Source organism: Saccharopolyspora hattusasensis (assembly GCF_050972075.1).
GTDB classification, from domain to species: Bacteria; Actinomycetota; Actinomycetes; order Mycobacteriales; family Pseudonocardiaceae; genus Saccharopolyspora; species Saccharopolyspora hattusasensis.
This window is the reverse complement of sequence record NZ_JBPCDC010000001.1, coordinates 7,355,836-7,378,925: the sequence shown is the minus strand read 5'-3', so window position 1 is coordinate 7,378,925 and position 23,090 is coordinate 7,355,836. Positions and strand designations below refer to the sequence as shown.

The 23,090-nt window shown below is 64.3% G+C and carries 23 protein-coding genes; 8 read left to right on the top strand and 15 right to left on the bottom strand.

The features are described from left to right. Positions 1-340 precede the first annotated feature (340 nt). Together ACRXBZ_RS35390 and ACRXBZ_RS35385 are read right to left on the bottom strand one after the other, a co-directional pair. On the bottom strand, positions 341-718 hold the full coding sequence (locus tag ACRXBZ_RS35390) for a DUF397 domain-containing protein (protein ID WP_433882773.1): 378 nt from the start codon (positions 716-718) through the stop codon (positions 341-343). Between the two features lie 22 nt (positions 719-740). Next, positions 741-1,520, bottom strand: a complete 780-nt coding sequence (locus ACRXBZ_RS35385; protein ID WP_433882772.1) for a DUF5753 domain-containing protein — start codon at positions 1,518-1,520, stop codon at positions 741-743. Positions 1,521-1,896: 376 nt separating this feature from the next. Here ACRXBZ_RS35385 and ACRXBZ_RS35380 point away from each other — a divergent pair, with 376 nt between their 5' ends. Continuing rightward, positions 1,897-2,940 (top strand): undecaprenyl-diphosphate phosphatase, encoded by a 1,044-nt coding sequence (locus ACRXBZ_RS35380; RefSeq protein WP_433882771.1) that lies wholly within the window; start codon positions 1,897-1,899, stop codon positions 2,938-2,940. A gap of 73 nt (positions 2,941-3,013) precedes the next feature. Here the strand turns inward: ACRXBZ_RS35380 and ACRXBZ_RS35375 are convergent, their stop codons facing one another. The 9 genes from ACRXBZ_RS35375 to ACRXBZ_RS35335 form a co-directional block, all read right to left on the bottom strand. Then, complete coding sequence (locus ACRXBZ_RS35375; protein WP_433882770.1) at positions 3,014-4,138, bottom strand: hypothetical protein; 1,125 nt, start codon at positions 4,136-4,138, stop codon at positions 3,014-3,016. Between the two features lie 84 nt (positions 4,139-4,222). Continuing rightward, positions 4,223-4,687, bottom strand: a complete 465-nt coding sequence (locus ACRXBZ_RS35370) for a winged helix-turn-helix domain-containing protein (RefSeq protein WP_433882769.1) — start codon at positions 4,685-4,687, stop codon at positions 4,223-4,225. Positions 4,688-4,716: 29 nt separating this feature from the next. Further along, the gene (locus tag ACRXBZ_RS35365; RefSeq protein ID WP_433882768.1) at positions 4,717-6,084 is read right to left on the bottom strand and encodes an MFS transporter; all 1,368 of its coding nucleotides are present in this window, start codon (positions 6,082-6,084) and stop codon (positions 4,717-4,719) included. A 175-nt stretch (positions 6,085-6,259) separates the two neighbouring features. Further along, positions 6,260-6,874 carry a bifunctional 4-hydroxy-2-oxoglutarate aldolase/2-dehydro-3-deoxy-phosphogluconate aldolase gene (locus ACRXBZ_RS35360; protein ID WP_433882767.1) on the bottom strand — a complete coding sequence of 205 codons (615 nt, stop codon included), beginning with the start codon at positions 6,872-6,874 and terminating at the stop codon, positions 6,260-6,262. Further along, positions 6,864-7,619 carry an IclR family transcriptional regulator gene (locus ACRXBZ_RS35355; protein ID WP_433882766.1) on the bottom strand — a complete coding sequence of 252 codons (756 nt, stop codon included), beginning with the start codon at positions 7,617-7,619 and terminating at the stop codon, positions 6,864-6,866. The genes ACRXBZ_RS35360 and ACRXBZ_RS35355 overlap by 11 nt, the downstream gene beginning before the upstream one ends. Beyond that, a complete protein-coding gene (locus tag ACRXBZ_RS35350; RefSeq protein WP_433882765.1) occupies positions 7,604-8,599 on the bottom strand; it encodes a sugar kinase in 996 nt (331 codons plus the stop codon). Before ACRXBZ_RS35350 ends, ACRXBZ_RS35355 begins: the two co-directional genes overlap by 16 nt. Next, positions 8,596-9,585 carry a 2-hydroxyacid dehydrogenase gene (locus tag ACRXBZ_RS35345; RefSeq protein WP_433882764.1) on the bottom strand — a complete coding sequence of 330 codons (990 nt, stop codon included), beginning with the start codon at positions 9,583-9,585 and terminating at the stop codon, positions 8,596-8,598. The genes ACRXBZ_RS35350 and ACRXBZ_RS35345 overlap by 4 nt, the downstream gene beginning before the upstream one ends. Positions 9,586-9,587: 2 nt before the next feature. After that, on the bottom strand, positions 9,588-10,361 hold the full coding sequence (locus ACRXBZ_RS35340; RefSeq protein WP_433882763.1) for an SDR family oxidoreductase: 774 nt from the start codon (positions 10,359-10,361) through the stop codon (positions 9,588-9,590). Beyond that, positions 10,358-11,419 (bottom strand): zinc-dependent alcohol dehydrogenase, encoded by a 1,062-nt coding sequence (locus ACRXBZ_RS35335; RefSeq protein WP_433882762.1) that lies wholly within the window; start codon positions 11,417-11,419, stop codon positions 10,358-10,360. Before ACRXBZ_RS35335 ends, ACRXBZ_RS35340 begins: the two co-directional genes overlap by 4 nt. A gap of 116 nt (positions 11,420-11,535) precedes the next feature. Between ACRXBZ_RS35335 and ACRXBZ_RS35330 the strand changes: the two genes are divergently transcribed. Beyond that, on the top strand, positions 11,536-12,789 hold the full coding sequence (locus ACRXBZ_RS35330) for an enolase C-terminal domain-like protein (protein WP_433882761.1): 1,254 nt from the start codon (positions 11,536-11,538) through the stop codon (positions 12,787-12,789). Positions 12,790-12,857: 68 nt separating this feature from the next. Here ACRXBZ_RS35330 and ACRXBZ_RS35325 read toward each other — a convergent pair whose 3' ends face one another. Then, the gene (locus ACRXBZ_RS35325; RefSeq protein ID WP_433882760.1) at positions 12,858-13,775 is read right to left on the bottom strand and encodes a transposase; all 918 of its coding nucleotides are present in this window, start codon (positions 13,773-13,775) and stop codon (positions 12,858-12,860) included. Positions 13,776-14,005: 230 nt separating this feature from the next. Here ACRXBZ_RS35325 and ACRXBZ_RS35320 point away from each other — a divergent pair, with 230 nt between their 5' ends. The 3 genes from ACRXBZ_RS35320 to ACRXBZ_RS35310 all read left to right on the top strand — a co-directional run bounded on the left by ACRXBZ_RS35320 (position 14,006) and on the right by ACRXBZ_RS35310 (position 15,247). Further along, the gene (locus tag ACRXBZ_RS35320) at positions 14,006-14,530 is read left to right on the top strand and encodes a hypothetical protein (protein ID WP_433882759.1); all 525 of its coding nucleotides are present in this window, start codon (positions 14,006-14,008) and stop codon (positions 14,528-14,530) included. A gap of 47 nt (positions 14,531-14,577) precedes the next feature. Beyond that, positions 14,578-14,925 (top strand): hypothetical protein, encoded by a 348-nt coding sequence (locus ACRXBZ_RS35315; RefSeq protein WP_433882758.1) that lies wholly within the window; start codon positions 14,578-14,580, stop codon positions 14,923-14,925. A gap of 163 nt (positions 14,926-15,088) precedes the next feature. After that, the gene (locus tag ACRXBZ_RS35310; protein WP_433882757.1) at positions 15,089-15,247 is read left to right on the top strand and encodes a hypothetical protein; all 159 of its coding nucleotides are present in this window, start codon (positions 15,089-15,091) and stop codon (positions 15,245-15,247) included. 287 nt (positions 15,248-15,534) lie between these two features. Here ACRXBZ_RS35310 and ACRXBZ_RS35305 read toward each other — a convergent pair whose 3' ends face one another. Beyond that, positions 15,535-16,458, bottom strand: coding sequence for an IS3 family transposase (locus ACRXBZ_RS35305; RefSeq protein WP_433881664.1), 924 nt, complete (start codon positions 16,456-16,458; stop codon positions 15,535-15,537). Further along, complete coding sequence (locus ACRXBZ_RS35300; protein ID WP_433878664.1) at positions 16,458-16,781, bottom strand: transposase; 324 nt, start codon at positions 16,779-16,781, stop codon at positions 16,458-16,460. Before ACRXBZ_RS35300 ends, ACRXBZ_RS35305 begins: the two co-directional genes overlap by 1 nt. Positions 16,782-16,912: 131 nt before the next feature. Between ACRXBZ_RS35300 and ACRXBZ_RS35295 the strand changes: the two genes are divergently transcribed. From ACRXBZ_RS35295 to ACRXBZ_RS35285, 3 genes are read left to right on the top strand one after another with little or no spacing between them, the layout of a single operon-like run. After that, the gene (locus tag ACRXBZ_RS35295; protein WP_433882756.1) at positions 16,913-17,782 is read left to right on the top strand and encodes a SagB/ThcOx family dehydrogenase; all 870 of its coding nucleotides are present in this window, start codon (positions 16,913-16,915) and stop codon (positions 17,780-17,782) included. Then, on the top strand, positions 17,782-18,891 hold the full coding sequence (locus ACRXBZ_RS35290) for a nitroreductase family protein (protein WP_433882755.1): 1,110 nt from the start codon (positions 17,782-17,784) through the stop codon (positions 18,889-18,891). Before ACRXBZ_RS35295 ends, ACRXBZ_RS35290 begins: the two co-directional genes overlap by 1 nt. Further along, positions 18,888-19,640: a class I SAM-dependent methyltransferase gene (locus tag ACRXBZ_RS35285; RefSeq protein ID WP_433882754.1), complete on the top strand. Its 753-nt coding sequence runs from the start codon at positions 18,888-18,890 to the stop codon at positions 19,638-19,640. The genes ACRXBZ_RS35290 and ACRXBZ_RS35285 overlap by 4 nt, the downstream gene beginning before the upstream one ends. A gap of 63 nt (positions 19,641-19,703) precedes the next feature. Here ACRXBZ_RS35285 and ileS read toward each other — a convergent pair whose 3' ends face one another. Further along, entirely contained in the window at positions 19,704-22,853 is a 3,150-nt protein-coding gene (gene ileS, locus ACRXBZ_RS35280) for an isoleucine--tRNA ligase (protein ID WP_433882753.1), read from the bottom strand. Positions 22,854-23,090 lie beyond the last annotated feature (237 nt).

Genomic DNA, 23,090 nt, shown 5'->3' with positions numbered 1-23,090 from the left:
ACCCGCCCGCCCAGACCACCGGAGCTTCCCGCGCACCATAGAGACATCGCCGATAGGCAGCGACGGAGCCGCAACGGCGACATCTTTGATCAACAGATCAGAAAAGGCTCGGCCCGGAACTCCCGGAACCGAGCACACCAACCACACAACTCCTCCAGGAGCTGGGCGTCAACCAAGGCACACCGGAACTCGATCGGCGAGCCCCTGAGTGCAAGACCCCTACCCGCTCAATGAGTGTGCGCGGGCACCACTGAGTGACCTCCCGCACATGCCCGCAACCTTCTCGAGCGTGAAGGGCCCGTCACCGCGTGGTGGCGGGCCCTTCCGTCTGATGGAAAACCTATGCGGTGTAGGCGATTGCGTCGAATTCGTGGTTGGTGACGCCATCCTGGAACGCCAGCAGTTCAGCTTCGGTGAACACCAGCTCGACGGCTGCCCAGCCGCGACGGCGGAACACGTACATGCCGTCCTCGTCGCGGCGAGTGACCTCCAGGCACAGCCCCTCGGCGCAGCCCTCACGAGCACCGGCTAAAAAGGCATCGAACTCCTCGGCAGTGAACACCAGCCGATGGTCATCCGGCGCGCCGAACACCGTCTTGTCGTCACGCAGCTCGACCCAACCATCCCGGCGGGCGACACATACGCACGACAGGTCGGGCTGGCTGCGGGCGGCCTTGCGGAACTCACCTTCAGCAAATAACGGCGGCGTGGTGTTCATGCGGACTCCTTGATATTTGAATCTATTCCTTGAACTCGCGTGCGACCTGTGCAAGAAACTTGCGGGTCTCGGCAAAGTTCAGAGCAGCAGCACTCAGTCGGGCCCAAGCAGTGTCGTGCGCAGCGAGCGCCTTCTTGTCGTCGATGTATCGGATCTCGGCCACGCCTTCGACGTACGCCAGTTCCAGCGGTCCGGCCTGGCCCGGCGAAGGAACACGAAGCAGCACAAAGTTATTGCCGATCGGCGACTTGCGCCCAGGAGCGGACTCGTAGGGCATCACCTGGATCATGACGTTCTCTCGATTCGAGAGCTTGATCATGTGGTCAAGCTGCTGGCGCATGACCTCACGCCCGTCGCCCCACAACCGACGCAAGCAGGACTCGGAAAGCACGAACCGCAAGGACGGCGGCTCGGACTTGTCGAGGATGTCTTGTCGAGCAAGACGGGCGTTCACACGCTCGTCAAACGTCAAGCCGTCGATCTCGGGCAGATCCGCATACATGGCCCGTACGTACGCTTCGCACTGCAGCAGGCCTGGGATGACTTCGACCTGGGACCAGCGAATCTGATCCGCGTGTTTCTCGAGATCAACCAGCAGGCGCACCTCCTCGCCGTAGGCGCGGTTGTGCCCTGCGCTCCAGAAGCCCCGTTTGTGGTTGTCGCGCCGCATTTCGCGCAACGCTTCCCGGTAGCCGTCGTCAGTGAAGCCGAGCTTCGACGCCAACAGCATCAAGTCACCAGGCGCGATGGCGCCGGTGCCGCCGATGAGCGCGTTGATCCGGCTCTGGCTCGTCTCGATCAACTTGGCAGCTGGTCAGAGTGGACACGGCAAGCCGCCGGCAGCAACGTGGTTGGGCGAGTTTACCCGGCGGCTGAAGGCGGAAGCCTTCGCCTTCGCCAAAACGAGCAACACTCGCCGCCGACGAACTTACGACCCAATCCCGGACATATTACCAGGTTGAATTCGGACAATACATACCCATCCGTAAATAGCACAACAAACTCAACATTGGCGGAGAATCCGAAGTCGGGGATACCTTCGACTCATCCCACGTCGCAGCGGCACCAAACGGCACTCCTGTCGCAATTCGCCGCATTTCCAGGCCTGTAGTCTCGTTACGGATTCCGGTGCCAGCCCGGCTGCGCACACAACGACAACCGGCGAGAAAGGTCCCGCCATGTCAGATCTGTCCTATCTCGAAGCCGCCGTGATCGGCTTGCTTCAGGGAGTCAGCGAGCTGTTCCCGGTTTCCAGCCTCGGGCACAGCGTTCTCCTGCCGGCACTCATCGGGGGCAGCTGGGCTCGCGACCTTGACATGAGCGCACCTCATTCATCGTATTTGTCTGTTCTGGTGGCAATGCACGTCGCCACAGCGCTGGCATTGGTGATCTTCTTCTGGCGCGACTGGGTACGCATCACCGGGGGATTGCTCACCTCGGTGCGGGACCGACGCATCCAGACGCCGTACCAGCGCCTGGGCTGGCTTCTGGTCGTCGGCACGATCCCGGTCGGCATCGCGGGTCTGGTACTGGAGAAAGTGGTCCGCGAATACCTGGGCAAGCCCGTACCCGCGTCGATCTTCCTCGCGCTGGGCGGCCTGGTTCTCTACGCGGTAGAGAAGTACAAGCAGCGGCGAGGCCAGAACGAGGACATCCTGCACAACGAAACCCTCGACAGGATTCCGCTGCACGAACAGGAAACTATCGTGATGTCGGCGGTGTCGACCGAGCAGACCGTCCCCATCCCGGCCATGCGCGGGCATGACTTGCATGACTTCCTTGCCGGGGACGACCGGTACGAATCCGACGCGGATGCCCAGGACTTCCAGTCCGACGTGCGGCTGTCCCGGCAGAGTTGGCTGCAGGCACTCCTCATCGGTGCCGCGCAGAGCCTGGCGCTGCTGCCCGGCATCAGCCGGTCCGGCATCACCATGGCCGGCGGTTTGGTCCGCGGCCTGCGCCACGACGACGCGGCACGCTTCGCCTTCCTGCTGTCCACCCCTGCCATCGGCGGCGCGGGCCTGTTGAAGATCCCGGAACTCTTCGCCCCGGAAGCGCAGAACGTGCTCGGACCCGCACTCCTCGGAAGCGTCCTGGCCGGAATCGGCGCCTACATCTCGGTGCGCTTCCTCACCTCGTACTTCGAAACGCGCACCCTGCGTCCCTTCGCCTTGTACTGCATCATCGCCGGGCTGGCCTGCTTCGGCTGGTTCGCCGTGTAGGAGCGCGCGGACCGGTTTGGCATCGGGTCGCCGATCCACGCGCCGCAGCGGGGCTGTTGCAGGTCCGTCTGGTTCACTGTCTGGTCGACCTGGGGAACCAGGCGTACCAGTCGCGACTGGTGGGCGCGAGGTAGTGCGTCGGGGGGAGTTTCTGTGCCGGGTAGAGGCGGTGGCCGACCAGGCCATCGGGGGCACGCTCGAAGTAGGCGCCGCTGATCCAGTCCGGGTTGATGTCCATCTCCATGCCCCGAACGACGCCGGCCCCTTGAAGGAGGCGGCCCAGAGTGCACACCGACAGCGCGGGCCCAGCGACGTAAACCTCGGCACCGCTGGCCGTGAGCCCAAAGGCGGAACGGTCGATGTAGGACTTGTTCCCGACGGTGACGCCCCACTCGGCGCTGCCGCCGGTGTCGCAGGTGGGGTTCAGCTGCCCGTTATCGACGAGCATGACGAGGTTCTGACGCACGTTGGCGACGTCCGGGGTGAGGTGCACTTCCTGGTTCCACGAGCCGACCTCGGCGGTGCCGTTGCGCAGCATCACCAGGCTCGCGGCACCGTTGACGAACGGGAAGACGGTCCGCCCGTCGCTGTAGTAGCCGCCGTGGCTGTCGCCGCGAGGCAGGCGGAACCCTGCATTGAACGCGGCCAGCACGCTTTCCTGGTCGGTGTGCGTGAGCACGTCGGGTTCAGGCCAATTCCCGCCCGGATCCTGGAAGCCGGGACGCAGCTGGCCGCTGACCAGTTTTGGATCGATCCACATCGCGGCAGCTAAGTAGGAGGTGTGCTGCGTGTCCGGGCGCACCAGAGCGACGCGGATGGCGGGTTTCCCGCGCACGGTTGCTACGGTCTGCCACTGGCCTTCGCCAGGCAGCGGTGTGCCACCGGCGAGATTGGGTATCGGAGCTGGACCTCCGGTCGAGGTGGCGTCGATGCCGACCTTGGGAATCCCGCCCTGCGGCGTGCCACCGACCTTGGGTTTGTTGGCGTCGTACTGCATTTGCTCCAGGTATGTGATGACCGAGCCCAGGCCGTGATCGCGTCCCCATTCGGCCAGCCGCGCCGCCGCGCTCGCATTGCCGGGCGCAGCGAGCGCATGACCGATCGACCCGGCGATCACAACTGCGAATGCTCCGAGCACGGCCAGCGTTCCGCGCAGCGCTCGCCAGAACGGGGATCGGCGATTCCGGGAGCCAGACACCGACGAACGTCTCCTGCGATGCTTCACGGACAGCCTTTCCAGAATTTCCCAGCGGTTGCCCGCCAGAAGGCGGACCGCCAGCTCTCAAGATCGTCTCTTCGGTGGCGTGCACCTGACCCGTGAGGATTCTGCACGATCGGGAAAACAGCGAGAGCCGAGCATCCTGTGCAGGCCGCACATGCCTTGATAGCCAGCGATAATAGGATTGGTCACATCCAGAGAAAGAGTTCTGTCCCATTTTCGACCTTGGCCCGAAACGGGCATTTTATGGGTTCTTCTGTCATATCCGCGGGTTGGCATTCCGCCCATATCGGGCGGACTGGATTCTCGTGCTTGCGATGCGCTGATCCATTCCTCGATCGTCTCTTCATCGCGTTCGGCAGCTCGCCGCGTCGGCCGCTGTCGGCTCCAGCCCAGACGGCAGGAACTCCCAAGGCATTCCCATGTGCAGCACGAACAAGATCCCCCACCGACCCGGCGACGGTCCGGTCGCCGAGGACTTCTGTGCGACTCAGCGACCAGACCGTGTTCTCGCCGTGTTCTCTTCATGCGGCCGGCGTTACCGGTGAGGCGTTTTCTCAGGTCAGCGGCTGGGATTCAGTTTCCCGCGCTGGTGAGTTCGAGGGACCTGTGCCGGGGATTCGACGTGCCCGGCGTGCGAGGAGCACCGAAACGATGGTCAGGAACTGGCTGGCGACGACGAAGAGCACCACTGGCCAGGGCGAGCCGTTCGTTGCTCCGACCAGAGCGGTGGCGATGAAGGGTGTGGTGCCGCCGAGGACCATGACATTGATTTCGCGCGAGGCCGCGATCGCGGTAAAGCGATAGCGAGTTTCGAAGAGTTCCGAGAGGAATGCGCCTTGGGAGCCAAGCATGGCGCTTTGGCCAACGCCGTAGGCGATCACCATTGCTGCCACGACGATGCCTGGCTGGCGGGTATCGAGCAGCATGAAGTAGAACGGCATGTAGATCGCGGTGAAGATCGCGCCGCCGAGCAGGACCGGCCAGCGGCCGATGCGGTCGGCGAGGATGCCGAACAACGGAACGGCGATGACGCTCGATCCGGTGGCTGCGACGACCCCAAGCGTCGCGACGGTGGCCGACATTTCCAGCGTGGTCTTGATGTAGCTCAACGAGAACGTGTTGACGAGGTAGCCGGCGACGTTCAATCCGGAGCCGCAGAGGATGCCGACGATCAGCTCTCGTGGGCTTGCCTTGATCGCTTGCAGCAGCGGGATCTTCGTCGGTTCGGTCGTTGCCTTGCTGATTTCGGATTTGGCTTGGGTGAATTCCGGTGTTTCTTCGACGCGACGCCGGATGAAGATCGCGACGCCGAAGATCACCACGCTGGCGAGGAACGGAATCCGCCACGCCCCGTTGAGCAGCGCATCCCGCGGGATCGCGGCCAGCACCGCGAAGAATCCGGTGGACAGGACGAACGCCAGGCCCACGGAGGCTTGAGCGAAGGAGGTGTAGAAAGCTCGTTTGTTCTGTGGGGCGTATTCGGCGACTGCGGTCACAGCACCGGCGAACTCCGCTCCGGCGCCGATGCCCTGCAGCATGCGGGTGAGCACGAGCAGTATCGGCGCCCACATGCCGATCGCCTCGTAGGTGGGCAGCAGCCCGACGGCCACTGTGGCCACCCCCATGAGCGTGACGGTGAAGATCAGAATGGGCTTCCGCCCGATTCGGTCACCAATGTGAGCGGCGATCATGCCACCGATCGGTCGCACGAAGAACGCGACGGCGAAGACCGCGAACGAGGCCAGCGCGCCACCGATCGCGCTTTGTTCCGGGAAGAACAGTGGTCCGAAAACCAGGGCGGATGCCGCTCCGTAGAGGGCGAAGTCGTACCATTCGATCACCGTTCCGATCGAACTGGCGATGACGACTCGTCTCGTGCCGCGACTGTCGAGGGCAGCCGCGGAAGTGGGCGAAGGTGTCACGGTGGCTCTTTTCTGATCGCCGTTGCGGTTCGTCGTTGAATGCACGATTCGGCGCTACATAGGGGCACCCAACAGAGAATCATTGCAAATGTTGCAATGTCGATGTATTAAACACAATGCTAGTTCGCGGAATTCTTCGGTGTCAAGAATTCCACCTCGAATCGATCGGTGAACCTCAGCGTTCCGTTTTCGCTAGGGCGCGCCGGAGCTCCGGCAAGGCGTCCGGATCGGACAGTGCGGATCCGACTGCCACTCCGCGACATCCTGCGGCAAGGAAGCGGGCCGCGTTGGATGCATCGACTCCCCCGGTCGCGACGAACCTGATGTCGGGAAACGGTGCGAGCTGGGCGGAAATCCAGTCCGGGCCGAGTTGTGCGGCGGGGAAAGCTTTCAGCCAGGTGAGACCGCCTGCGAGCGCGGTAGAGATCTCGGTGGCGGTGGCGACGCCGGGCAGGTGCGGCAGGCCGCGCCGTCGTGATTCGGCGATGACGTCGGGGTGTGTCCCGGGGGCCACCGTGAATTCCACGCCCAAGTCATGGACTGCGGCCAGTTGATCCACTGCGGTGACTGTGCCCGCGCCGATGGGTTTGCCGCGTGGCTTCGCGGCGGCGAGTGCTGCGCGCAGCGCGGGAAGCGCGTCGGGTGACTGCACGGGGACTTCGACGAGTTCGACCCCGAAGTCCCAGGCGCGTTCGCACATCGCCACGGTCTGCCCAGGGCTGAGGTTGCGGAAGATCCCCAGCACGGGGTTGCGGTCGAGACGACGCTTGAAGAAGGTGTCAGTGTCCATATTGGTCTCCTCGCCAGCCCAGGCTCTTGGAGATTCGGTGTGCGGCTGCCCGGAATCGGTCGATGTGCCCTCGCAGCTCCTCCAGCGGCGCCACCGCGCGCAGCGCCGTGATGGAGATGCCGTGCGTAACTTTGCCCCGTGCGTCGAACACGGGCAGGGCGATGCAGTTGATGTAGTCCTCGCGTTCCCCGTTGTCCTCGGCCCAGCCCCGGTCTCGGGTGGCATCAAGGTCCTTTTCCAGGTCGGCCCGGTCGGTGATGGTCGTGGGGGTGTAGCGGTCGAAGGTCGCGCCGTCGAGGATGCGCGCTCGGGTGTCGTGGTCCTGGTAGGCGGTGATGATCTTCGCGACACCAGCGGTGTGCACCAGCGCCGGCAGGCCGATCCGGGAGCCCATCGCGACGCTGCCGCGTCCGTCGATCTTGTCGACGTAGACGATCTGGTGACCGACCAGTTCGCCGAGGTGGACGGTGTGCCCGTATTGTTCGCTGAGCTCCTGCAGGACCGGGTGCGCCAGCGAGCGGGCCTCGACCTGGTCCAGCGCCAGCTGGCCCAATGCGATGAGCTGAAAGCCCATGCCGTACCCCTCGGGGACCCGGCGGACGAAGCCGCCCTCCTCCAGCGTCTGCAGCAGACGCAGCGCCGTGGACTTGTGTACTCCGAGGTGTTCGGCGATCTCTCCGAGGGAACGATGCTGGCGCGAGACGAATCCGATGATGTCGATCGCGCGCGCTACGGTCTGCGACATAGGTCATCGCTCCTTGGATCGTCGGCTGCTTCACCGTTCGGCTCGTCGAAAAGGCTATCCAGCATTCCAACGATCTCTCGCGCCGGAAGCAGTTCGGCGAAGTCGGTGGGCGAGGCCAGAACCCGCGACGCCACATAATGCCCAAGCCTGAGACGGGTGACCTCGTCACGATCGTCGAGCAGCCCGCTGAGCCATCCGGCGGCGAACGCATCGCCAGCTCCGACAGCATCGACCACATCGGTCCGGATGGATGGTTCGCGGAACACGCCGGCCGGGGTGAACGCCACGGCTTCGGTCGCACCGTCCTTGACGATCAGGGAGGTCGGTTCGTCGAGGAGGTCCCGGACACTGTCGACGTCGGAAGTGCCCCAGAGAGCTTCGGCTTCGTCCCGACCGACAAACACGATGTCGCTGCGTTGGGCGAGTGCGCGGAGTCCCGCGGCGCCGTTCGTCCAGAGGTTCGGTCGGTGGTTGACGTCGAAGCTGACCAGGGCCGGGCCGAACGGCCGGTCGGAGACGACGTGGCGGGCCACGTCCATTCCGTCAGCCGAGATTGCCGCAGTGATCCCCGAGATATGCACGATGCGCGCCGGTCGCTGGGTCCATGCAGCAACGTCGCTGGTGTTCATCGCCGATGCCGCCGAACCGGTCCGGTAGTAGTAGACCTTGGTCCCGCTCGGGGTCGGGTCCTTGAAGTACACCGCGGTGGGGCGGCGTTCGTCGCGGCGGACGAGATCGACGTCGACGCCCTGCCCGTTCAGGGACTCCATGATGATGTCGCCGAGCGGATCCGTTCCGACGGCGCTGGCCCACGCGCTGCGGTGTCCGAGTTTCGCGAGCAGAGCGGCGACGTTGGACTCCGCGCCACCCGGTCGCAGGATGAAACTGCTGCGGGTGTTCAGGCGTCCGCCGGGCTCGGGTGTAACCATCACCATGGTTTCCCCAACTGCGACCAGATCCAGCTCCTCCGCTGTGGTCATGGCGATGCCTCCCGGACCACGTTTCGCAGCGCGGTTCCGTCGAGCAGGTGCACGAGGTTCTCGACGACCTCCTCCGCCCGTTCCGAATACGTGTCATCGGCCGTGGCCGAAAAGTGCGGCGTCATGACGACGTTGTCCAGCTCGGCGAAAGGGAACGGCGAAGGCGGGGCCACGTCCGCGGAAGCCGGTGTGGTCCATACGTCGAGTGCGGCATTGGCGATGGTCCCTTGCCGCAGCGCGTCGTACAGGTCGCTCTCATTGAACACCGCGCCGCGCCCGACGTTGACCACGGTCGCTGCCGAGCCGAGACGTTTGAGCTCGGATGCCGCGATGAGTCCACGGGTTTCGTCGGTGAGCGGGCATGCCACGACGAGCACGTCGGATTCGTCCAGCAGATCGCCGAGGGCGTCCATGCCGGCCACCCACCCGGCGTCCGGGTCCGAGACGTCGCGGCTGCTCGCGGATTTCCGGACCGCGATCGGCCGCATGCCCACCGCCCAGCACAGCTGCGCGATGGACCGTCCGATATGGCCGAAGCCGATGATCCCCACCGTGCTGCCCCGGAGGGTGCGGAACACCGGTGCGGTCGGGTCGACCATCCGAGTGCGCCAACGACCTTGGCGCAATTCCGCATCGCGCCACAGCAGGTGGCGGCGCGCTGCGAGCAGGACCATCAGCACGTGCTCGGCGATCGAACGGCCGTGCCCGTAGGCATTGCACACGGCGACCGAGGTGGGGAGTTCGTCGATCGCGATGTGGTCGGTTCCGGCCGCAGTGACCTGTAGGAACCGGAAGTCCGGTCCAACCGCGCGGGCCAGTTCAGCGTCGAAGAACACCCCTACATAGGCAGTCGCGCCGGACAGGCGGTCGCGCACAGCTGCGCGATCCGTTCCCGGAAGGTACTCCAATTCGATCGGCCGGTTGGCCAGGGCGGTGCTGCCGCGCAGCCACGGCCAGACGTTCTCGTCTGTGACGGCCACCTGCATCGTCAGGCTCCAGTCGGGGTGTAAGCGCTGGTGTCTACGTACATCCGGTTCCACACCGGAGTGACGACGAGTTCATTGACGCAGACATTGGCGGGCAGGGCCACGACCGAACCGACCACCTCGGCGACGTCGCCGGGCGAGAGCATGCGCTCGACCTCCTCCGTCGGCGGCGGGACCGGCCTGGTCCGCAGGATCGGCGTGTCGACCTCGCCCGGGCACAGGTGCGTGGCCCGGATACCGTGGCGGCCTTCCTGGTCGTTGAGCGTTTCCACCAGCGCACCGAGCGCAGTCTTGCTGGCGCTGTAGGCGGCACCGGCCGCAGACATGTAGCGCCATCCTGCCCACGACGACACCACAATCACCTGGCCGAAGCCGGCAGTCCGGAATCCCGGCAGCACCGTCAGCACGCACCGGGTCACCGCGTTCAGGTTCGTGTCGACGACCCGGCTGAAGTCCTTGCTGCTGAGCTGGGACCACCATCGATTCGTCACGTTGGTACCCGCCGAGCACACCAGAACCTCGAGTGTTCCCACCCGTTCTTCGACGGTCCGGTGCGCGGTGGTCACCGAGTCGTCCTCGGTGACGTCGACCGGGACCGGATCCGCGTGCCCGCCAGCCTCGGTGATCTCCTTGACGGTCTCGGCCAGGTGCTCCTCGCGTCGACCGGAAACAATCACGTGGTAGCCGTCGCGCGCCAGCCGGAGTGCGATCGCGCGCCCAATGCCGCTACCTCCGCCAATCACCCACGCCCCACCCGCTGGTGCGGTATTCGTCATGCAATTCCCCTGTTCTGCGATGGGTCGATGAGGACCTTCACGCAACCCTCACCTCGGGCCGCCGCGGCGAACGCGTCGGTTGCGGCATCCAGCGGGAAGGTCGTGGTCGGCAGGTCCGGCAACGACAGCGCGTCGGTTTCGATCAACTCGGTGGCGGCCGCGAAGTCCGCGCGCCCATACACCCGGGTGCCGATCACGTGGTGCTCTGCGAAGTTGACCGTGCGCAGATCCACCGCCGGCGGCGACTTGTAGACACCGACGATCATGATCGTCCCCTGGATCCTCGCGGTCTCGGTCAGCTGCAACGCCACCGCAGGATGCCCCGCGGAGTCGAAAACGATGTCCGCTCCGTTGCCGGCGCTCCGCCTGCGGATCTCGGCGGGTGTTTCCGCTCCGAAAGGCAAGACGGTGAACCCATACCGTTCCGCGACGCCACGCCGCCAGGTGTTCGGCTCGACAAGCACGACATCGCCGGCTCCGCGATACCGGGCTACCAACGCAGTGAGCAAACCGATCGGCCCCGCACCGTAAACCGCGACGGAATCGCCTGACCGCAACCCCGACCGCGACACCGCGTGCACCGCAACTGCGAGCGGTTCAGCCAGTGCAGTCAGTTCCGGCGCAACGTCCGGACTCACCAGCTGGAGGGCGTCGGCGCGCACCGCGACGTACTCGGCCAGCCCGCCCGGCTCGTCCACCCCGTACAACCCGAGCGCTGCGCACACGTGGGAGTTCCCGGAGGCGCAGGCCCGGCACATCGGAACCGTTCCACGATCGGCACAGACGATCAGCGGCCGCACTGCGACCTGGCTCCCTACCGGTGGCGCACCCGGGGCGTTCGAGTCGGCAACGGTTCCGCAAAACTCATGACCGATGATCACTCCGGGTTGGGCACGCGCGTGCTGCCCCCGGAAGATCGCCAAGTCCGAGCCGCAAATGCCCACCCGCGAGATCTTGATCAGAACTTCGCCGGGGCCGAGCCCGGGGATCGGGACCACCCGCTGTTCGAGTCGATCGACACCGGCCCAGGACACAGCACGCATTGATCCGATGCCCACAATCAACTCCCGTTGCAAATATTGCAATGCCGATGAACTATGTGCAAAATGTAGGCCGATCGGGTTAACATGTCAACGCGTCAGAGTCAGACCCCAGCGTTGCGCAGAGGAAATCGATGGAGATCACCCGAGTCGAAGCACGACATGTCGCCCGGTCAATGTGGGGCAACTTCTGGCAGCAGCAGAAAAGCGTCCGCGGCCCCAACCCGATGAGCCAGTTCCCGCAGCGCGGCAACGGATGGTCCTGGTACACCTGGCCACAGGGCATCGTCGCCGTACGCGTCACCCTCGCCGACGGCACGACCGGTATCGGCTACGCCGAGGACGGGATCGGCGCGGCGACCACCATGGTCACCGACCATCTCGGACGCATCGCGACCGGACTCGACGCACGCGCCACCGAACAAATCTGGGAACAGCTCTACCGATCGTCCATTGTGTACGGACGCAAAGGCGCCGCGATCGAAGCGATCAGCGCGATCGACATCGCTATCTGGGACGCGCTCGGCAAAACCCTCGGCCAGCCGGTGTACCAGTTGCTCGGCGGGTACCACGGCAAGACCGTTCGCGCCTACGCCAGCAAGGTCCAACCAGACGATGACCTCAGCGAGGTCCGCCGCATGGCCCGCGACTACACCGAACGCGGCTACACCGGGGTCAAGGCGAACTGGCCCTACGGACCCGCCGACGGCCGCCGCGGCCTGCTCGCCAACCTCCGCTACATCGAGGCCATCCGCGACGAAATCGGCGACGACATCGAGCTGATGAGCGACGCCTACATGGGCTGGGACCGTGCGTTCGCCACCGACATGCTGCGCGGCGTGGCCGAGTTCGACCTGCGCTGGGTCGAAGAACCACTCATCCCCGACGACGTCGAAGGCCACGCCGCGCTCCGCGGCCTCGGTCTGGTGCCTATCGCCACCGGGGAGCACGAATTCACCCGCTACGGCTTCCAGCACCTAATCGACACCGGCGCGGCCGACGTGCTCCAGCCCGATGTGCACCGGGTGGGCGGCATCACCGAACTGCGGCGGGTGTGCCAAATGGCCTCCGGTGCCAGCATCGACGTCATCCCCCACGTCTACTCCGCCGCCACCCTGCACGTCGTCCTGTCCCAGCCCAACTGCACCTGGATCGAACACCTCACCAACCCGTCCTACTGGGGAGTCGACCAACGCGTCGAACCGCTCTTCCTCGGCGAACCCGCCGTCATCAACGGCCACCCCGAATTCCCCACTGAACCCGGCATCGGCTTGCACATCAACGATAAAGTCATGCCAGAACTCGCCGACTGGGCCACCGACGAGGAGAAACCCACGACACCGGTATCTAGACCCAAAATAAGCGTGTTGTGGGCTGGTGAGTCGTGATCTTGGTGTTTGGGTTGTGTTTGGGTTGTGTTTTGGGGTGGTCGCGGACTCTGCTGGTTAATTCCTGATCATGCTGCGAGGGCGTGTTCAAGGCGGGTGAGATGGCTGGTGCGGGTTCGGTCGAGTGGGTGGCCGTTCCACCAGGCATCTAGGCGGATCAGGTTGAGTGCGACCGCGGAGAACACGTGTTGCAGGTGGGTTTTGGCCAGTCCGCGGTAACGGGCGTGGCGCAGGTCGGTGACCGCGATGCCTTGGCGGATGGTGCCCTCGACCCCGGCCCGCAGCGCGTATTCGGCCTGCCAGTCCTTGGTTTCCTGGTCGGCGCGGGCAGCGCGTTGGGCCTCGTGGACGGCCCGCGGATGCACGGTGATCTGCCGGCGCCGGGTCCGGGAGGTGGTGCACTGCTCGCGAACCGGACAGGGCCCGCAGGTCGCGGTCGCGAAAGTGATCACGATCGTGTCGGTGCCGCGCTGGGTGGCCGGGTTCCAGGTGGAGCTGGTCTGGCCTTGCGGGCAGGTGGCCTGCTCGCGATCGAAATCGATGGTGAAGCGGGTGCGGTCGAACCCGGCGCCGGCCCGGGCCTGCGGTGAGTGGTCGGCCAGCACGGGAGTGATCAACGTGACACCGAAATCGGTCGCGGAACTGACGATCAGCTCGGCCGAGGGGTAGCCGGAGTCCAGGTAGTGCTCGCCGGGCAGCAGGCCACGACGATCCAGTGCCTGGTGGATCGGTTCGGTCATGGCCACGTCCGGGACACTCGCGTCCGTGGTCGCCACGTTCGTGATCAGGTTGGGTCGTGGCACGGCGGCATCGGCCGGCTCCGGCTGGGTGCCGGGGCGCCGGCAGGTCTCGCTGAAGTGCACCTTGTAGCCGTTCCAGAAGGTGTCACGTTTGCCGCCCCAGCGGGCATCGGTGTCATACGGCGAGGTCAGACGCGATCTCCCTGGCGGGAGACCGTCCGTGTCAGCCTCCCGCCGTGTGATCACCTCCCGTCCGTTGCCGGTGATCGTCTTTGACCCATGGCTACTACGCGCACGTGTCAGGACGGAGAATCGCGTGCGCCAACCAACACCGGCACGCTCCACAACCGAGTCCGGACCACCCCGAATGAGGTGACCGACATGCCTATGCGACCCTGCCCGATCCAGCGAAGCGCCTATACCGCAGGCTCGGCGACCACCCCAGCAGATACTTCACAACCGCTGCCGCGGACGCGATGCTCGACACCACCTCCGGAGCCACCACCGAGTCGGCACTGGAGATCCTGCAGACAAGCGGGATGGTCCGCGATCACCACACCTGCTATTCGATGCCACACGCAATCCAGGAGCACGCCCGTACTCTCGCGAACCACGACGACCAGCACACCCGGAAGGCCGCACAGGCGCGCGTCATCGCCCTGGCCTACCTGCCTGCTGCCGTCGACGCCGACTACGCGCTCAATCCCCGCCCACCGCGCTACAACCCCGCATACGAGGAACTCCGCAGCGGCGCCCGCACATCACGCTTCGGTCACCCTCGCGAAGCGATGACCTGGTTCACCACCCAGTGGCGGCGACCGAAATCGCCGTGCAAACCCTACCTCGCGGCACGGCGGGCCCTGTTCAACGAGACCGACGAGCCTCGTCACGCCTTGCGCCTGCCCCCCATGATCTGGCTCGGCTCCCAGCACTCCCCCGGCCCGGGAGCCGAGCTACCGGCTGGCGACACGTCGCCGCGCTGTACCCCCGAACAGCCATGACTTCGACGACGTGTCGCCGGCCGGGCCCTTTCCGCAAGGAGCACGCTTTGATTTCCGTTCAGCTTTCCCAGGATTTCCTGGAACGGCTGGTCGAGGACGTGCTGTTCGACTGGTGGCCGGACATCACCGGAACCACCGTGCACATCCCCGGCATCGACGACGGGTATGCGCGGGTGATCGAGGTACAGCCCGGCGAGTGGATTCCCGTTGCATGGTGCCAGGTCTGGATCCAGCCACCCTGTGCGATGAAGCCGCCCAGCAGCCCCCGGAAACCGAATAGCCAAACCGCGGGCCAGATCATCGCCAGTCGACCAAATCCGCCCGGACGGTCGGCGGCCGTCCTTGTGCCGCGGATCACAAATAATCTTCGAGGCGGTGCGCACGCAGCTCGCTGACCAGCTACTTCAAGGCTTAGCGCTAGTTTTCGTTCCGATGGTCCAAGCGCCGCCAATTGCAGCAGATGGGGGAACTTTACGTGGTCGGGTAGATACGGTCCGCACTGTTGACCATGATGGAGCGCTGCTAGCACCCGACGAAAAGAGTTAGGAGGCAAGCTAAATGTCGAACACAATCAACCGTGAGGCAGATCTCGCGATCGCGCCCGCTGACTCGGCCTTGCGTCGAGACTACGAGTGGAGCGCGCACGCTGGGGACGCGACGATCTCGATCGTCCGCACCTCGCAATCCAGCCCGGTCTGGATCCAGGCCAACAACTGACTCGACCGGTTGTGTGGGGAGCACGTCAGGTGCTCCCCACCCCCATTTGACGAAGGACTGCCTGTAGTGACGAAGTACGTCCTGTCTCCTCTGATGAAGATCACGCGCTTGGACGGCGAAGGGCGGACCGTATTACATGCCGGTTGTGGTGATCAGCGCGGCCACTTGGCTCTTGACGGCGCGGGCGCTCAAACAATCGTTGGCTGGCTCCTCGGCCGCCATAGCCCCGCTGGGGTTTCCGAACTTTGAGGTTCCCCCCGAGCGGTGGACAGGGGGTTTACGGGGATTCAGGCAGTTGCTCGGAGTGAGCTCTCGTAGTCCTCGGGACTGAGCATCCCGATCGCGGAGTGCCTCCGGACAGCATTGTAGAAGCGAACCCAATTGTCAACTGCGACAACGAGTTCCGTCTGTGTGGCGTAGGTATGCCGGTAGTAGTGCTCGTGTTTGAACGTGGACCAGAACGATTCCGCAGGGCTGTTGTCCCAGCAGACCCCAGTCGCGCCCATCGACCGGCGCAGCCCGTGCCGGAAACACGCTTTCACCGTTAGATGACCGGTGTACTCACCGCCACGATCGGAATGCAGGATCGTGCCACGGCACCGGCCGCCCCGGGTAGCGACGGCGGCGTCGATGGCCTCGGTGACCATCTCCGAGCCGATGTGCTCGGAGATGGTGTAGCCGAGCACCTTCCGGGAATGCCCGTCCCGGACCGCGCACAGATACATCTCACTCTCACCGCAGGACAGGTAGGTGATATCGGTCAGCCACACCGCGTCCACGCGGCCCTGGTCGAATTCCCGATCGACGAGGTCCGGCGGGAACGACGCCTTCGGGTCGGCCACGGTGGTTTTCACCTTGAACGTGCGCGGGCTGATGCCCTCGATCCCGATGCCGGCCATGATCTTGGCGACGGTCTTCTCGCTGACCACCTCGCCCCGCGCACGCAGTTCGGCGGTGATGCGGGGTGACCCATAGGTGCCGCCGGATTCTTTGTGTACTTCGGTGATTTTCACTTCGAGGTCAGCCCGGCGCTGCTTGCGTGGTGTCAACCTCCGCGCCGCCGCGCGTTTGACATACGCGTAGTAGCCCGACGCGGACACGTCCAGAAGTCGCGCCATACGACGCACCGAGAACGGCCCGGCGGCGTCTTCACTGCCGTCGGTGTCGGTGCCGGTCTCGGCGAGCGTGTCGGGGCCGGCGTACTTCACCATCAGATCGAACCGTTCGGTTTCTTCTGCATCGCGGCAAAGTACGCCGAGGCTTTTACCAGGAACGCGTTGTCCTTCTCCAGCTCGGCGACCTGTCTACGCAACCGTAGCAACTCGGCGCGTTCCGCAGCCTCCAAAGGCTTTTCGCCGTGAGCCTCGGCCGCGGCGATCCTGCGCCGCTCATCCTTGACCCAGTTACTCAGCAACCCGTCGTTGAGACCCAACTCACGAGCCACTTCAGCGATCGTGCGGCCGGAATCGATCACACGATGCGCAGCCTCGACCTTGTACTCGGCCGTGAACGACCGACGCTTACGAGGTGGCATGAGGACATCCTTCCAGCAGGAACCAATCCTGCCAACGTGGTGTCCACTACCCCGGGGGAACCTCACTTGTCAGCTCAGTAAGTAAAGCGGCAGGTTTACGTGAGGAGCACGGTCGCCAGTTCGTCGAGAACATGGTTTCCGCCCAGGTGCTTGTGCCGGAAGGTGCCTGTGAGGGCAACCGAACCCATCTCGCCGAGTGGGGAAAGTTCGGCTGGCGTGATGCGGCCGACTTCCATCTCGCAACGTTCGGTCTGCGGTTCATACCTGACGAAGTTGATGGTGTCAGCTACACCGAGCACTTCAGTCGCATGGTCGAAGACACGGACTCGGCAGGTGTGCAGCCACCCGCCGCTGTGGCTCGCGAAGGGGAACGGTTGCCGTGGCCAGGTGCCGACGAAACGTCGTCAGCCACGCTTGACGACGTACTTGCTAAAGCAGAGCCGATCAACCGATTTGAAGGCCGGCGCGCGACATACGCGGACATCATGCCGCCTCTTCGAAAAGCGTTTGGCGTGCAGCGAAAGGTTGGCGGCTTGCTTGGCGAGCACCACCTGCGAAGCTACCCGTCCGGAGGATCCCGGCACCCCTTCGAAGCCTATGTGGTATCTAAGGGACTCGATGATCTGTCAACTGGTGTGTACTACTTCGATCCTATTGCGGCACAACTGATTGCAGTTTCCGATCACGGTGACTCAGAACAGATCGACACAGCCTGCTTCGGGAAGGGCGGGATCTTGACCGCTGGGGCTGTGGTCGTTCTGACTTGTCGGTGGCTCCGCCATAGCTGGAAGTATCGGTACGACCGGTCCTACCGGATGCTGATGTTAGAAGTCGGACACATCGTGCAAGCGATCAACCTTGCCATGATCGGGCACGGCCTCAACGTCTACCACTGCCCGTCAATCAATGACCGGATGCTCCGCCAGATCCTGGCTATCGACGACGACTGCGCTGAAGGCCCGGTGTATGCGTTGGGGCTCGGGTACGGAGGGATCCGCTGATGTCGGACGTAACTTTGTACTTGGCACGGACCTTGTGTGTTCGGCCGCACCACGACGATGCCACGACGTTCGAAATCGCCTGGGGCGAGGGTAGCCAGCGCGAATCGTTTGTGACTGGCTCGCCCGTTCTTGCCTCTGCGCTCGCTACCGCCCCGACGAAGACCCTGTTCGATGACGAGGTGGGGCGTCTGGCGAGGCTGCTCAACATCGACCTGCCTGACGCAAGAGACCTCGTGACCGGTTTGCAGAATTACGGGGTCTACAGCACCGAACCACATGATTTAGCTGCTGCCGAGGAACGCTGGCTGGACGTGGCGTGGCCGGATGCTCTCGATCTGCATCTGGCGACACACGACGCGATGTGGGTTCATGACTATACCGGCAACCCGAAGGTCATGACGCGCTATTTCGTCGACCGGCGCCTGGATCCCGAGACGCCACCGCCTTCTCGCTGCCCCGTTCCTGATGGCGAAACGGTCGAGCTACCCGCTCCGAAGCCCTTGACCGAGGCGCTTGACGCCGTGCAGGCTCGGCGGCGAACCAGCCGTCATTTCCGGGATACGTCCATCGATCTTGCCGATGTCGCGACGGTGCTCGACTGGTCGTTTGCACCTCAGTCGCCCGCCGACGACCCGACTCTGTACACAGCGCAGACTTACAGTCGCGGGGCGCCATTCGTCGCATTCGCGCTATTCTCGGGAGATGGCGCACCGCCCGAGGTTCGGCGGGATTTCGCGACGTACCAGTACGATCCGGTCGGCAAGACACTGGTACACCGAGACTCTGCGGCAATCGATGAATGGTCAGAGCTGCTGTGGCAGCAGACCTACGCCGACGGGGCTCCCATGGTGCTAGTCGTTTGTGCGGACTGGCTCCAGTACATGTGGAAATACCGCACGTCTCGCGCGTACAGATGGGCGTACATGGAGTGCGGCGCCTTCATGCAGACTGCGCTGACTGTTGGAACCGGGTTGGGCTTGCAGACATTCCAGACTCCGGCGATCAACGATGCAGCTTTCTGCGCGCTCCTCGGTGTCGACGACGCGAGCACAGGCCCCCTGTATATGGCGGCATTCGGGCGGCGCACGCACCTGGGCGAGAGGGCATGACGCTGGGCGGGATTTCGCCGGAATCCAGGGCAGAGCTTTACGGCCAGTCCCGGCCGGCCTATTCCCCTCGTGTCCTGGACTTCGTGGTGGAACACGCTGGCCCGGCGGTAGGTGTGCTCGTGGATGTCGGCTGCGGGACTGGGTTGTCGACGCTGCCCTTCTCCCGGATTGCCGTTGAGCTGATTGGTGTTGAGCCCGATCCATCTATGCGTGCTGTCGCCGAGAAGCTGCTTACCCGCCACGGCATTAAGGTGCGGGCGGGGACGGCCGAAAGGACAGGGCTGCCAGACCACTCGGTCGATTTCATCGTTGCCGCATCGTGTGCCGAGTGGTTTGCTCAACCACTCACGGCAGCGGAATGGCGCCGGGTGCTGGTTCCGGGGGGCAAGGTCCTACTGATGTGGAACAACCGTGCTGCCGACAACAGGCTCAACCGGGCGTGGGATCGGCTCTGGCAGCACCACATGGGGCCACGGATTGGCCCCAACGCCGAGGACATCGACCAGCTCATCGTTCCCAGGATGCTAGGCACCAGCTTTCATCGCTTCAGCAAGCTGGAGCAACACCTCTTCGATGAGCAACGCCTTCTCCGGTTCGCGTTTTCCTCGGGTTACGCGCCGAAGCCGTCCCAAGAACGGCGGAGGACTAAACTCCAAGAGGCCATTCGTGCCTTCCACACTGGGCACCACCAGGACGGAAGTGTGCCACTGGCTTTCAGGACGGTGGCTTACCTCGGTGAGCTAGAATAGCTCGCTGGGCCTGGCGGAGACCGGACGGCGTTCACCTCCCCGTCTCGGCCAGGCCATCAGGAATCACGCCTTAGTGACGATGACCGTGATCTCGGTACCCGCGCCGACGCTACCGGAAAACCCACCATCAAGCGAGTCGGCAAAGTTCACCTGATCTGCCAGCGTCTCGTGCGCCAGGAAAGACTCGTGCTCACGAATGGCAGCGGTAGCCTCTGTAGCCGCAACGATCGACAGAACAATGCGATCGGACACGTCCAACCCTGCCTCCCGGCGGGCCTGCTGCACCACCCGCACGGCGTCCCGAGCGATGCCCTCGGCTTCCAGTTCGGGTGTGATCTCGGTGTCCAGCGCGATCGTGGCCCCCCGCTGGGACTCGACCACCCATCCGCTCAGGGGCACTTCATTCACTGTCATTTCGTCCTGCCCCAGCACCAAAGACTCGCCATCGACGGTGACGCGTGCCTGGTCTTCGGCACGCAGCTGCGCGACGAGCTCGGCGGCGTCAGCGGCCTGAACAGCGTTCGCGACTGCCTGCGTCTGCTTGCCGAACCGCTTACCCAGCACCCGGAAATTAGGTTTCACGCTGACATCCATGACCTCGCCTGCTGAGGCCAGCGGCTGGAGCTGCTTCACGTTGAGCTCGTCCGCGACATCATCCAGCAGCGCATCGGGAAGCTGTGTTCCGGCAGGAAGGCCGACGAGCGCGCGGCCGATCGGCTGCCGAATCCGCAGGTTGCTGGACTTGCGTGCGGCACGTCCGGCCTCGACGAGGGCTCGGCTGAGCTGCACCTGTTCGGACAGTTCGGCATCGAGGAGGCTCGCGTCTGCCTCCGGCCAGGTCGCGAGATGAACGGACTCGGCTTCGGCCGCGCCGCCGGGTCGGATCACCTGCTGCCAGACCTCTTCAACGATGAACGGGACGAACGGCGCCAACAGACGGGTCACGATGTTCAAGCACTCGTACAGCGTGCTCAGAGCGTCTTGGTCAGCTTCCCAGAAGCGCTGCCGGGAGCGGCGCACGTACCAGTTGGACAGATCATCGACGAAGTTACCCAGTAGACGCCCTGCTCCTGCCGTGTCGTAGTTCTCCAACTTCTCGTCGACCGCCTGAGCCAGGGCGTGTACCTCGGCAAGCACCCACCGGTCGAGGACCGAGCGCTCGCGCGGGGGCGCCGCGTTGTCAGGCGCCCACTCCGCATGGCTGGCGTACAGAGTGAAGAAGGACGCCGTGTTCCAGTAGGTCATAAGGACTTTGCGGCTGATCTCTTCCAACGCCGCGTGGCCGACTCGGCGAGGTGACCATGGGGATCCCGAGCACGCCATGAACCACCGCACGGCGTCGGCTCCATGCCGGTCCATCAGCGGGATTGGCTCTAGGACGTTGCCCAGATGCTTGCTCATCTTGCGGCCGTCCTCGGCCATGATGTGTCCGAGGCAGACAACGTTCTCGTACGAGGAGCGATCGAAAACGAGCGTTCCTACTGCCATCAGGGTGTAGAACCAACCGCGTGTCTGGTCGATCGCTTCGGCGATGTACTGCGCTGGGTAGCTCTGCTCGAATTCCGCTTCGCTTCCCTGCCTGTATGGGTATCCAAGCTGCGCGAACGGCATTGAGCCAGAGTCGAACCAAGCGTCAATGACCTCCGGAACCCGAACGGCCGCGCCGCCACACTCGGGACAGACAAAGGTGATCTCATCAATGAACGGACGGTGCGGGTCAAGTCCGGACAGATCAGTGCCAGCGAGCTTGCCGAGCTCAGCGCGGGACCCGATGGCCGTGATGTGGTCGTTCTCGCATCGCCACAGCGGCAGCGGTGTACCCCAATACCGGGACCGCGACAGCGCCCAATCGACATTGTTGTCTAGCCAGTCGCCGAACCGCCCGTCCTTGATGTGCTCCGGGTACCAGTTCGTGCGTTGGTTCTCCCGTTGCAGGAGATCACGGATCGACGTGGTGCGGATGTACCAGGACAGCTGGACGTAATACATCAGCGGCGTGTGGCACCGCCAGCAGTGCGGGTACGAGTGCTCGAACTTCTGCGACCGGAACAGCAGGCCGCGCTTCTTCAGGTCGCCGATCAAGGTCGGATCCGCATCCTTGAAGAACACACCACCCACGAGTGACACGTCGCCAAGGAAGTGGCCATCCGGCGCGATCGGGTTCACTACTGGGAGGTTGTTGTAGCGGCACACTGCCAGGTCGTCGGCACCAAAAGCAGGGGCCTGGTGAACGAGGCCGGTGCCGTCGTCGGTGGTGACATAGTCCGCAGGGACCACAACGTGTGCGTCCGGGATGTCGACAAGCTCGAAGGGGCGCTGGTAACGCAGGCCAACCAGGTCCGAGCCCGACATCGTTGCCAGCGTCTCGGCCTCTTCGCCGAGAACTTTCTTGACGAGCGGCTCGGCGACTACAAACGTACCTCGCTCAGTCCGAGCGAGAACGTAGGTCACCTCGGGATGCACAGCGACGGCGGTGTTCGACACCAGTGTCCATGGGGTCGTGGTCCACACGAGAAGGTCGACATCGTCGTGTCCGGTCAGCGCGGAGCGCAACGGGAACCGCACGTATACCGACGGGTCCTTGACGGTCTCGTAGCCCTGCGCCACCTCGTGGTCAGACAGCGTCGTGCCGCAACGCGGACAGTAAGGCGCGACGCGATAGTCCTCGAAAAGGCGACCGTCCGCGAAGATCCGCTGCAACGCCCACCACACGCTATCGACGTACTCGGGCGACATCGTCCGGTACGGCTGTTCGAGGTCAATCCAGTAACCCATGCGTTCGGTCAGCGCCTCGAACTCACCAACGTAGCGCTGTACCGACTCCCGACAGCGGTCGTTGAACTCCGCAACACCGAACTTTTCGATGTCTGGCTTGCCGCTGATCCCCAGTTCCTTCTCGACCGCCAGCTCCACCGGCAGACCGTGACAATCCCAACCGGCACGACGCGGGACCGAGAAGCCCTTCATAGTCTTGAAGCGGGGGAAGATGTCCTTAAAGACACGAGCCTCGACGTGGTGGGCGCCGGGACTGCCATTGGCAGTCGGCGGGCCTTCGTAAAAGACCCAGCTCGGCCCCTCTGCACTCTGGGCGAGGCTACGTGCGAAGACATCGTTGGTTTTCCACCAATCGATGACACGGCGGTCCAACTCGGGAAGGTCGACCTTGGCGGGCAACGCAGCAAACGGTGACCCGCCGGGGACGGTCTGGGACATGGTGGAGCACTCCTCGGCCCTCGTCGCTCTCGTACGGCCAGTTGATCAACTGGCCACACGGGGACGAAGCCACGGACACATAGGCCCGTACTCCGCGGTACCACCCCGCTTGCGCCCACCAAGACAGTGGGCGCCGCTCATTCAGCCGCGCTGACGGGCGACTCCCGTCCGGTTCTACTGAGGCATCCAAAGCTGCCCGTTCTTCCGGAGGCTTCCCGGTGATGGCCGGATCAACGC

Excerpts from the sequence above, each read along its gene's own strand:
- ACRXBZ_RS35390 (WP_433882773.1), bottom strand. The coding sequence starts at position 718 with ATGAACACCACGCCGCCGTTATTTGCTGAAGGTGAGTTCCGCAAGGCC.
- ACRXBZ_RS35380 (WP_433882771.1), top strand. The coding sequence starts at position 1,897 with ATGTCAGATCTGTCCTATCTCGAAGCCGCCGTGATCGGCTTGCTTCAG.
- ACRXBZ_RS35370 (WP_433882769.1), bottom strand. The coding sequence starts at position 4,687 with ATGAAGAGAACACGGCGAGAACACGGTCTGGTCGCTGAGTCGCACAGA.
- ACRXBZ_RS35360 (WP_433882767.1), bottom strand. The coding sequence starts at position 6,874 with ATGGACACTGACACCTTCTTCAAGCGTCGTCTCGACCGCAACCCCGTG.
- ACRXBZ_RS35355 (WP_433882766.1), bottom strand. The coding sequence starts at position 7,619 with ATGTCGCAGACCGTAGCGCGCGCGATCGACATCATCGGATTCGTCTCG.
- ACRXBZ_RS35350 (WP_433882765.1), bottom strand. The coding sequence starts at position 8,599 with ATGACCACAGCGGAGGAGCTGGATCTGGTCGCAGTTGGGGAAACCATG.
- ACRXBZ_RS35345 (WP_433882764.1), bottom strand. The coding sequence starts at position 9,585 with ATGCAGGTGGCCGTCACAGACGAGAACGTCTGGCCGTGGCTGCGCGGC.
- ACRXBZ_RS35340 (WP_433882763.1), bottom strand. The coding sequence starts at position 10,361 with ATGACGAATACCGCACCAGCGGGTGGGGCGTGGGTGATTGGCGGAGGT.
- ACRXBZ_RS35330 (WP_433882761.1), top strand. The coding sequence starts at position 11,536 with ATGGAGATCACCCGAGTCGAAGCACGACATGTCGCCCGGTCAATGTGG.
- ACRXBZ_RS35320 (WP_433882759.1), top strand. The coding sequence starts at position 14,006 with ATGCTCGACACCACCTCCGGAGCCACCACCGAGTCGGCACTGGAGATC.
- ACRXBZ_RS35310 (WP_433882757.1), top strand. The coding sequence starts at position 15,089 with ATGTCGAACACAATCAACCGTGAGGCAGATCTCGCGATCGCGCCCGCT.
- ACRXBZ_RS35305 (WP_433881664.1), bottom strand. The coding sequence starts at position 16,458 with ATGGTGAAGTACGCCGGCCCCGACACGCTCGCCGAGACCGGCACCGAC.
- ACRXBZ_RS35300 (WP_433878664.1), bottom strand. The coding sequence starts at position 16,781 with ATGCCACCTCGTAAGCGTCGGTCGTTCACGGCCGAGTACAAGGTCGAG.
- ACRXBZ_RS35295 (WP_433882756.1), top strand. The coding sequence starts at position 16,913 with ATGGTTTCCGCCCAGGTGCTTGTGCCGGAAGGTGCCTGTGAGGGCAAC.
- ACRXBZ_RS35290 (WP_433882755.1), top strand. The coding sequence starts at position 17,782 with ATGTCGGACGTAACTTTGTACTTGGCACGGACCTTGTGTGTTCGGCCG.
- ACRXBZ_RS35285 (WP_433882754.1), top strand. The coding sequence starts at position 18,888 with ATGACGCTGGGCGGGATTTCGCCGGAATCCAGGGCAGAGCTTTACGGC.
- ileS (WP_433882753.1), bottom strand. The coding sequence starts at position 22,853 with ATGTCCCAGACCGTCCCCGGCGGGTCACCGTTTGCTGCGTTGCCCGCC.